This window comes from Bacillus alveayuensis, assembly GCA_030812955.1.
In the GTDB taxonomy this organism is placed as follows: domain Bacteria; phylum Bacillota; class Bacilli; order Bacillales; family Aeribacillaceae; genus Bacillus_CB; species Bacillus_CB alveayuensis.
Window position 1 is genome coordinate 1 of the sequence record JAUSTR010000038.1, and the last position, 9,951, is coordinate 9,951.

Annotated in this window: 8 protein-coding genes and 2 pseudogenes; 5 read left to right on the plus strand and 5 right to left on the minus strand. The window is 38.4% G+C overall.

The annotated features are described in order from the left end of the window. Positions 1-313 precede the first annotated feature (313 nt). The 4 genes and pseudogenes from J2S06_RS15675 to J2S06_RS15690 all read right to left on the minus strand — a co-directional run bounded on the left by J2S06_RS15675 (position 314) and on the right by J2S06_RS15690 (position 4,131). Positions 314-787: an IS110 family RNA-guided transposase gene (locus J2S06_RS15675; protein WP_459077060.1), complete on the minus strand. Its 474-nt coding sequence runs from the start codon at positions 785-787 to the stop codon at positions 314-316. 682 nt (positions 788-1,469) lie between these two features. Continuing rightward, positions 1,470-2,282, minus strand: a complete 813-nt coding sequence (locus J2S06_RS15680; protein WP_419152906.1) for a hypothetical protein — start codon at positions 2,280-2,282, stop codon at positions 1,470-1,472. Positions 2,283-2,763: 481 nt separating this feature from the next. Beyond that, positions 2,764-3,042 (minus strand): annotated as a pseudogene (locus tag J2S06_RS15685) (transposase); the annotation flags it as partial. Positions 3,043-3,213: 171 nt separating this feature from the next. Then, positions 3,214-4,131, minus strand: coding sequence for a LysR family transcriptional regulator (locus J2S06_RS15690; protein WP_419152907.1), 918 nt, complete (start codon positions 4,129-4,131; stop codon positions 3,214-3,216). Between the two features lie 122 nt (positions 4,132-4,253). On the opposite strand from J2S06_RS15690, the gene J2S06_RS15695 reads away from it, so the two are divergent. Next, complete coding sequence (locus J2S06_RS15695) at positions 4,254-5,282, plus strand: YeiH family protein (protein WP_419152908.1); 1,029 nt, start codon at positions 4,254-4,256, stop codon at positions 5,280-5,282. A gap of 75 nt (positions 5,283-5,357) precedes the next feature. On the opposite strand, the gene J2S06_RS15700 is transcribed toward J2S06_RS15695, so the two are convergent. Continuing rightward, the gene (locus tag J2S06_RS15700; protein ID WP_419152909.1) at positions 5,358-5,834 is read right to left on the minus strand and encodes a hypothetical protein; all 477 of its coding nucleotides are present in this window, start codon (positions 5,832-5,834) and stop codon (positions 5,358-5,360) included. Between the two features lie 328 nt (positions 5,835-6,162). Here J2S06_RS15700 and J2S06_RS15705 point away from each other — a divergent pair. From J2S06_RS15705 to J2S06_RS15720, 4 genes and pseudogenes are all read left to right on the plus strand, one after another. Continuing rightward, positions 6,163-7,511: pseudogene (locus J2S06_RS15705) on the plus strand (ISLre2 family transposase). A gap of 315 nt (positions 7,512-7,826) precedes the next feature. After that, complete coding sequence (locus J2S06_RS15710) at positions 7,827-8,018, plus strand: nucleotidyltransferase domain-containing protein (protein ID WP_419152910.1); 192 nt, start codon at positions 7,827-7,829, stop codon at positions 8,016-8,018. Between the two features lie 6 nt (positions 8,019-8,024). Further along, positions 8,025-8,237, plus strand: coding sequence for an HI0074 family nucleotidyltransferase substrate-binding subunit (locus J2S06_RS15715; RefSeq protein WP_419152911.1), 213 nt, complete (start codon positions 8,025-8,027; stop codon positions 8,235-8,237). Between the two features lie 55 nt (positions 8,238-8,292). Then, positions 8,293-9,861 carry an SEC-C metal-binding domain-containing protein gene (locus J2S06_RS15720; RefSeq protein ID WP_419152912.1) on the plus strand — a complete coding sequence of 523 codons (1,569 nt, stop codon included), beginning with the start codon at positions 8,293-8,295 and terminating at the stop codon, positions 9,859-9,861. Positions 9,862-9,951: the final 90 nt, after the last annotated feature.

Below are 9,951 nucleotides of genomic sequence, written 5' to 3' on the forward strand. Positions count from 1 at the left end.
TTGGCAAGCAACAAACGATGGAATGCGTTCGACTGTTTTTCTTGCAAAGCATGAGACGAAATATACGAGGCCAGATACAACACAAACATAACGCTTATGCCGACTGTATAAAGCGAAGTGTAGGTGGGAGAGGTTCATGACTATCAATCATATCTCTTTTCTGTGAAAATCAATTAACCATGGCTGTAGCGGTATACTCCACAATCAAATTGGCTACCCTATTAACGATCAAAAAAAGGAAATAGGAAAGCAGAGCTACCTTATTTTTAGGTATCTCGTATATTTCTGAACCTTTTTGGTTATACTAATTTATTTACTGCTCTCGAAACGGTTCTTTTCTAGAAAGGATGCAGTAAATGATGGTAAGCATTCGGTGCGCGATCGCAACGAGTGCTTTTTTCTTTCCCCTGCGTGCCGCCAATGACCAATATTTCGCTGCCAAACGTTGATTCCTACATCGAGACAAAGCCCAAGCCGCCTCACATAACGCCGACTTGATATGCGGATTCCCCTTCGTCGTTCGGGTACTTTTTCGTTTTCCAGCACTTTCATAATTTCCCGGCGCAACTCCCGCCCATGAAGCGAGGTGTTGAGACGTTGGAAATTGTCCCATATCAACTCCGATTTCAGCGATAATCACGGCAGCGGTTTCCTTCTTGATCCCCGGTATGGTCACAAGAAGCTCCATCTCTTGTTTGGATACTTGTAAGAGTTGGTCGATTCGCTCTTCGATGTCTCGAAGTAAACTTTCCAACGATTCGATGTGCTTCCACGATTGGCGAATCATGAACAGTTGATGGTTGGTCAATGTACCCAAGAGAGAATCCTGAATTTGTTATTTTTTCCTCTTCATACTCCTGTGAATGCAAGCATCGACTTCGGTTTCTTCGATGTATCCCTGTTTCATTGTAAATATTGATGATGAATGGCTGATCCATAAAAATATCCCTTTACATTGGCTGAAATGGATTAAATATAGAGCAACATACGGTAATAATAAATAACTTGTCACGCCCTAGACCTAGTGACACGTTATTTATTATTAGGTAGTCTACACTCACTTTGCCCTAGACCTAGCGGTGCGTGGAGGCTACGGATACCGTTTGAAATTTCAAGGAGGGAGGATACAATATATAGTTTTACAAAAGTGTTTCGTATGTATATATGGTGATAAGAAAGGGTATCCCAATACTTTTGGGACACCCTCTTTTAGTCTAGAATTTTGCTGTTTTTATTGAGAACAATCCAAACATATACAACTTACAATTCATTTTTTTCCCTTCAATATTATCAACATTATAGATAATATAAGGGATGTTTGTAAAATTGATATCAATTGCAAAATCATAATTATCTCAGTATCTAGGGATACATCAAATCCAAAAGCGTAAAACAGTATGATAGATAATGTTATGATTATGATAAAGTTAGCAATTACTTTTGTCATTTTTCATTCTACCTAACTTTCATTAGTAAGTAAGTGTCAGGGCATAAGAAGCAGTGTCTGTCCAACTAGATGGTGTAATAGATAATCCTGCAGGAAAAACAGAAACACTTGGACTTCCTCCATACATCCTATGACCATATTCTATTTTAATATTCATATCTCCATGTACGGTATTTCTAACATATACATATTGCCCAATATATCCCTTGTGTAGTGTAAAATCCGAAAGCTTTTTTAAATCATAAGAGCCTGCTACTCCAGCATTTGGATCCCAGTCACTAGGTGTATATTTTATTGGTGTATCTACCCAATTACCATTGCCATATGCGTCGTATGAATATCTATGTTGATGTTGAGTAACTGAGCCGTTGCTAGTTGGTAAGAAAAAGCCAGAACTTGAAGGAAAACCAATAGTCATTTTATCAGTCAATGTCCAAAATGGTGATTTTAACCATTGGAAATTAGCGTAAATATAATATTTATTGTAACCTGATCGATCACTTGTAACTTTATAAACAGTTCCTGCTAATTTCAACTCAGAGGAAGAAATACTTGCTGTTGTAAAAAATTCTCCTGATTCTTCATTTGACGCTTCATAAAAATTTTTAATGATATAACCAGAATTTTGCTTTATTGCTTTATCCTTTACTAATTGCTTTGCTACCTCTATCGGTAAATCTTTAATTTCCTCTTCTGTGTGACCATTCTTTAAGAGATACTGGTATTCCTTTTCAGTAAGTGAGGAATTGCCATCGTTGTTTTCCTTAGCTAATCCTACGTTACTAATTCCAAAAACAAACAACAATGCGATAATAAATACTTTTACTATCTTCAATTTATTTCCTCCTAAAATATATGTTTCTATTATAAATTATACGTTTATTTCCAAAAATCCTTCTTTATTCAAGAATCAGTTAAAACTTTGCGGGATTTTTTTGGCTCGTTCATTTGGCGGGTGAATAGAGAGAAAGATAAAACATTTTTTACAATCAAAGCGAGAGTTTTCAACATCTCATCCCTGACTGCTTCTTCCTTCTGTCTTTCCTTCTCTTCTTCCTCTTTAGAAAGAATGATAATTATTGAGATTGTTACTATTCCCTTTTTTGTTATTTATAAAACTGTTATTATTAGTATCCGATTTACCGTGTCCGATGTTTTCGGTACCGTCAAGAATTTTGTGTAATGAAAGATAGATAGGGTATCCCTGAATGGTTTAGATGGACAGGGGACCGGTTTCCTCCGCACAGAAGACAGAATATTCTGTCTCCTGTGTGAAAAGGGAGAATCCCCTTATTTTGTTTATTTACAATATTTGGTTAACAATAACGTTCTTCAAACATTGGCTCGAGGGCTTCCTGTGCTTCGGCAAATCCTCGCAACTTTCGCTCTGTCCATTTCTCATTAAAATCTTGAATGGTCAAATACACGATTTTTTCCGCGGCTTTTAAACTGCTCAATCTGTTCATCGGTTTTAGACGTTTCCGAATCTCCTTGATCGTTCGTTCGATGGCATTCGTCGTGTAAATTACACTTCGAATACTGTTTGGATAATTCATAAAGGTGAGGAGGACATCCAACTCATTCCCCCAAGATTGCTCCCACAAACATTTTACTCACACTTTTAGCCGTGTAAAACCTATTAACATCAAGCATTTTCTTATGAAATTAGACTGCGAAAGTTGAGTTATAACTTTTGTACCAAAAGTGGATAGCCTTCAACTATAATCATAGAACTAAAGTACAACCTTTACATGAGTATACCTGGATCACTCCTTTATCGTTTTCCCAATCGGTGCGATGTCCCTTTCAATTTTTTCAAATAACAAATCCGTAAAAAGAGAGACCGCCTTTGTTTCATAGGAAGATTCAGGTTTCACGATGGAAAATGTGCGGGAAAAAGGTGTGTGTAAAACAGGAAGGATCGTTAATGTTCGTAAAGCCAATTCTTTTCGAACCGCCCATTCCGATAAAATGGTAATGCCAAGCCCCGCTTCTACGGACTCTTTAATCACTTGAGTACTACCAAATTCCATTAATTCCACTTCTTCAATCCCTAAAAAGTGCAGTAGTTGATCAGCAGCTTCCCTCGTTCCTGAACCTTTTTCGCGGACAATCCACGGGACCTTTTTCAATTCTTCTATCGGGATCGTATCCATTTGTGCCAAAGGATGAGCGGGTGAAATAAAGGCATGTAACGTATCTTTCGCAAATGGAATGACGGTTAATTCTTTCCTTTTATAATTTGACTCAATTAACCCGACATCCAGTAGATTTTCAGCAATCATTTCCGAAATTTTTTCCGAATTTCCTATCGTAACCTTTGGATTAATGCGCGGAAAACGATGTCTTAGTTTCGTAATGACACTTGGCAGAACATATTCACCTATGGTATAACTGGCACCAATTTTAATATCTCCGCTCGGTCGATTCAACCGATCGTCAATAAGCCGCTTCATCTTCCCATGTAAAGTTAAAATTTCTTTCGCAAACGTGTACACAATTTCTCCGAAAGGATTGACCCGAACATATTTATTCGTTCTCTCCAACAGTTTAACGCCCATTTCCCGTTCCAACGCTTGTATATATTGACTTACAGCAGGTTGCGTCATATGCAATTCTTCCGCCGCCTTCGAAAAATTTCTTTTTTCCACAACTTTTACGAAAACCATTAACGATTGTTCCAAAGAACCTCACCCCTATTATAAGTATTTCTTATTATTTTTATTTTTATTATTTATTTTTCTTATTATAAATTATATCGTAATGTAGTGAATAGGAGAAAATGATGTTAGAGGTGAAAATAATAATGGAAACAATCCAATCGACAGTGGAACAGCCAAAAAAGAAAACCTTACCGATAATCGGTGGCATCGGATTTACTTTTTTCATCGCATTAATTGGTTGGGGGTTGGCGATGCTGTCTGGCTTTCAAAAACTTGGTCCGATGGCTCTCGCTATTATCCTTGCTATTGTATATCGGCAAATATGGGGATACCCTATTTCGATCAGTACAGGAATTCAATTTTCGGCAAAAATCCTTTTAAGAATGGCAATCGTTCTGTACGGGCTTCGATTAAATATTCAATTGATCATCCAAGATGGATTAGGCCTCATAGCAATTGATGGGTTCGTCATTCTTTTTGCCATAGGCGTTACAATGTTTATCTCAAAAAGAATGAAGGCAGATCCTTCTATTTCATTACTCGTCGGAATTGGTACAGGGGTGTGCGGTGCAGCGGCGATTGCGGCAGTTTCCCCCATTTTGAAATCAAAAGATGAAGATACTGCAATATCCGTCGGTTTAATTGCTTTAATCGGCACTATCTTCGCCCTGCTTTATTCTTTTCTATTTCCGTTGTTGCCAATCGATGATCAATCTTACGGAATTTGGTCGGGCATTAGTTTGCACGAACTAGCCCATGTCGCATTAGCAGCAGGCGCAGCAGGACAGGATGCTTTAGCCGTTGGTTTACTCGCCAAACTCGGACGCGTTTTTTTACTCATTCCCCTTTCTTTTATCCTTATTTATTTGGAAAAAAGAAAAGGTGTCAACAATGAAAAGACAAAAATCGCATTTCCTTGGTTTTTAATCGGTTTTGTTGTCATGAGTGTGCTTGGAAGTTATATTAGAGCATATAATCCGATGAAGTTGCAAAATCTCCTCGATCCGATTGCCAATGTTTCCTCTTTTCTTTTAACGATGGCGATGATCGGATTAGGATTAAATATTCATTTGCAGCAGGTCCGGAAAAAAGCGTTAAAACCTTTAGCGACGTTAATCATTACATCGATTTTATTATCTATTATTACGGTATTCATCGCAGAGATCGTATAAATTAAATTCGTATACTGTAGTTGAGCAATTTAAATTACAATAATTACCATGCAAAAGAGACAAATAGGGTACCCCTTATGCCACGTGGAGCTGTTTTTTCACGGTATCAATGGGAATATTTTGTTTTGCTGCACGGTAAATGAACTCCACGAGGCTATGTCCTTTTCTCTTGCGCAGGAGATCGAGCCCATACGAAAAATCACTGTTAGACTCGAACATGCTGTACACATACGTAAGTTGCACCAAGATCCAATACCGTTTCACCGCCCGACGCCCGCGACGTTCGACACGACGAAGTATCCACTGCTGGAGTTTGCGAAGCAATGTCTCTTCCTCCCACGGGCTTTTCGTGAAAAAATGGCTGAGTGTCGTGCGATGGTTCGGATGAAAGCTCCCATGATGAAGATCGGTCAACGTTCCAGAAAAGCCTTTCGTCACCATCGCATCCACGATATGAACAAGATGCTTCATAACAGGTTTCGAGAAATAAAGTGCCAACCCTAACATCGTGAAAAACTTGTGAATTCCATGATGATGTGCTAGTCTATTCATGAGACATGAACCTCCTTGTGGATAGTTGTGGGCACATCTATTCTAACCAAGGAATCGGGTTCATGTCTCCTTTTTTGTTCGGATGTAAATTTATGTTAGTGATTTTGCTCATCTACAGTCGTATACCGGAGTGATTGTCCGATGATGTATAAAATATTGTTCAAGCGTATGAGTAAAATGTTTGTGGGAGGAAGCTAAATCCTCTTCCATCTGTTTCAAGGGGAGGTTTCCTTGAAAAAAAGAGGATGAGCAAAATAGATGCAAAAAGGACTCTCTTCCTGTATGGTGATAAGTGCAACCAAACCACAACAGGAGGTCAGAGAGTCCTATGCAACAGTTTATCACAGATGGACAAACATTAAAAGAGTTAGAAGCAGAATTGTTTTCGATGTTACAAAAAACCTATGGAGAAATGTTTCAACAGGTATTGGAACGGCTGGATGAAGAGCTAGCGAAGCAACGAGATAAAAAGCGTTATTACCTAAAAGATAAACGAACAGTACGCATCCAGACGCTTTTTGGGGAGGTGGAGATCCGACGCAATGACTATTTGGATCGTGAAAAAGGCGCGTATACGTGTTTGTTAGATCATTTTCTCGGCTTCGATGGAGCGAAGGGGATGGGTCCGTTATTGGAGGAAACCGCCATCGATTTAGCCGTTACCGGTCCCTCTTATCGCCAAGCCGCAGAGGCGCTAAAGAAGATGGTAGGCTATGCGGTGATGAGCCATGAAACGATTCGACAGCTCGTGTTACAAGCGACGGTGGACAGACATCGTCCGATGGAAATGGAGCGACAGGTGTTGTTCGTGGAGGCGGACGGATTATACGTGAAACGGCAGCGAAGCCGTCGAAGAGGGAAAGAAGAAAAGATATTGGCGGTGCACCAAGGATGGAAAGTAAACGGACAACGCATATCCTTGGTTGGAAAAAGGCACTATGTACACGAAACAAAAGAGCCGGTGTGGGAAGGACTAGAAACGTTTTTAATCGAGGAATACGGCTATGATCCAATGAGAGATTGGGTGGTGGTCAATGGCGATGGAGCAGAATGGATAACGGCTTGTCGGGAGTACTTCGGGAAACGGGTGTTTTTCCAGTTGGATCGGTTTCATGTCGCGCGAGAAATTCGTGAATGTTTCCAAAACCATCCACGGTATCGAATCATTTGAAAGAAGCTCGCCACGTTTGATGAGAGAGGGCTATTAACCGAACTGTATAGCGCAGTAGGGACGCTAGGGGACGAGAAGAAAGAAAAACAAGTCGAGAGATTGATCCAACGGATTGAGTCCATGCCGGGCTGTTTGAGCGATTATCGAGAGTGGCTGCGAGAGAAAGGGATAGATACCACAGGAATGCGTCCGATGGGAAGAGCGGAAGGAACGATGCACGTCTTTGCGAAACGAGTAAAACAAGGAAGAAGTTGGTGTGACGAAGGCATTCGAGGTTTATACAAGTGATGGTAGCTGTGAAAGACAGATTAACGATTCAGACATGGAATGGAGAGATTCTTTCGCAAAAGGAAAAGAGAGAAACGAAACGAGAAACGATCGTGAAAAAGGCAATCAAGCACGTAGGAACAAAGGTAGCAGAGTTGGTGCGAGGGAATATCCGTTATTTCGATCATTCGTCAGGAACGCCTATTTATCAAGCGTTAAAAGCATTGAAAGGGTTTTAAAAAAAGCGAAAACAGTGCACGCAAGCAGGATGAGAGGACTAGAAAACGCTTACATAAATCAAGTTATTTAAACCAAATATATCCAACGAATGAAAACGTCAAAAAAATCTCCCACAAACTCTTGACTCAATCCACATGAATCATCTAGGTTTCATTTACAACTAGATTGTTGTTTAAATAATTGTAATAGCAAGTCATGTTGGAGTGATATAATGTTGACTGTGATTTGGAATTCAACATGAATTTCAAAACAATTTATATGTGGGTTACAAAACTACTGTATGTTAAACAGTCAAATTCATAAAGTAGTCCTTTTTGTTTGGTTCAAGAGCACGTGGTAATTTTAAGAAAACGTCTGATATTGATTTAGCTTTGTTTAAAAAGATGCTTACGCATAGTCAGCAAAACTTGATAGAAAATGACATTCAACAAATGTCGACACCTCTTAAAATAGATATTGTGTTTTTTGATCGGTTGACTAAAAATAAGCTTAAAACGAAGGAATAGAAATTGATGAAAATGTTCTTAGAATATACAGGTATCAATGACATAAAAAGTCCGAGAGCCACGATTAAAGAGGCATACTCATATGGTTTGATTGAAGATGGAGACCAGTGGATAGACATGTTAGTCGATCGAAGTAAAACCCCACACATCTATGATGAAGAAGAAGCGAAGTTAATTTATGAAAAAATCAATACAATCATTTTTTGGAAAATATTATAAATTAGATGGAAAAAGAAATTAGAGGGGTATGATCCTATAGAAAGGTTGTTATATCATGACAAAAGTAAAACGAAACGATCCTTGTCCATGTGGAAGCGGGAAAAAATATAAAAGATGCTGTGGAAATACATCTTTCATCTCTATTCAACAGATCTTGAAGCAGGAAATTGTCAATTTACAGAAAGATATTATTGAATTTTCACTCATGAACTATGATGAAGAAATTTTAACTCTTGTTGAAGATTATTTAGAAGGCTATAATATTCCAGGTGAAATGGAAGAAATATATCAATTGATGGGTGTTAGCTTAGCGATTTTTACGCAACTGGTAGACGGAGAAAAAACGCCTCTACAATTATATATTGATCGACATCTTCATAACATTCAAAGGCCTAAAATGAAAGAAATATTACAATCTTGGGTCGGTGTAAAACCTTCTGCTACGGAAGTACTATCAGTGGATAATGAAAGGGTTGTAGTGAAAGATATTTTAACAAAAGAAACGAAGAACGTGATTATTTTCGAAGAAGACTGTGGATTGGTAGAAGGAGCTTTATTGATAGGAATTTTAGTACCAATAGGTGAATCCTTCACTTTTTTTGCGATGTTTGTCGATTTTTATGAGGAAAAGGCAGAACGAATTCGACAAACAATCATAGAGCATTTTGATAATAGTGAAGTCAGTCCACAAGAATTTATGGCAAGTGAGTTTTTAGATATTCTCGACCAAGCCTTTTTTATTACACTTACCTTTGATTTAATAGAAAATTTTTCATGGAGTGACCCACAATATAAAGAAGTAGCCAAATGCTTTCAATTAAACATAAAAAACGAAGAGAACAGTGATACGTTAGTTCTTTTGGGTGTGACTCTATGGTATAAATATTGTGAATTAAAACAACCGCGCATTAAAAATATAGGGTTGTATGCAGCTTGCATTCATTACGTCGTGTATCGAAATATTCCTTTTTTAAATAGAAAAAAAACATTAAACGAATTAGCGGAGATGTACGGGGCAAATCCTGGTAGCATTTCACAACGTGCGCATCATGTTGAATCAGTTGTCGAAGATTTCCTACAACAGGCGAAAGCAGCTTCACTTTTAGATGGAGCAGTGGACTTTGCTTTAGATGAAGGCACGCCTTTTGAGAAAAATCGCTTTTTGATGGAAAGAAGCCTTCTTGAAAGTGAACGAAAGCTTGAAAATGTCGATATAGACTCTATGGAAGATTTAAATGAATATTTGAATGACCCTACCATTCCTTCCCGCCCTTTAACGAAACAAGAACAAGCACAAGAATTAATATTTGATGCTTATGGAGAGTCTGGGCGAAAACGAAAACAATTGATTAATAAAGCTTTAAAACTCGATCCAAATAACCCAGACGCTTATAATCTTTTAGCAGAAGAAGCAAGTTCATTTGAGGAAGCGCTTAACTTGTATCGAGAAGGAATGATACGTGGAGAAAAATCACTCGGAAAAGCGTTCATAGAAGAAAATAAAGGTCATTTTTGGGGAATTGTGAAAACGAGACCATATATGCGGGCAAAGTTTCATTATTCCTGCATGCTGTATGAAGATGGTCAATTACAGGAGGCCATCCAGCATTTTGAAGAGCTGTAAATTATCACTTTATTTCGGAACAAAAGAGCCATTTTTTTGCACATTCCTTCAGAAAGCCCTCTCCCCTTTTCTGAAAGAATGTGCTAAATT

Bases quoted from the DNA above. Each gene is read 5' to 3' on its own strand.
- J2S06_RS15675 (WP_459077060.1), bottom strand. From the start codon at position 787: ATGATTCGCCAATCGTGGAAGCACATCGAATCGTTGGAAAGTTTACTT.
- J2S06_RS15695 (WP_419152908.1), top strand. From the start codon at position 4,254: ATGGAAACAATCCAATCGACAGTGGAACAGCCAAAAAAGAAAACCTTA.
- J2S06_RS15700 (WP_419152909.1), bottom strand. From the start codon at position 5,834: ATGAATAGACTAGCACATCATCATGGAATTCACAAGTTTTTCACGATG.
- J2S06_RS15715 (WP_419152911.1), top strand. From the start codon at position 8,025: ATGAAAATGTTCTTAGAATATACAGGTATCAATGACATAAAAAGTCCG.
- J2S06_RS15720 (WP_419152912.1), top strand. From the start codon at position 8,293: ATGACAAAAGTAAAACGAAACGATCCTTGTCCATGTGGAAGCGGGAAA.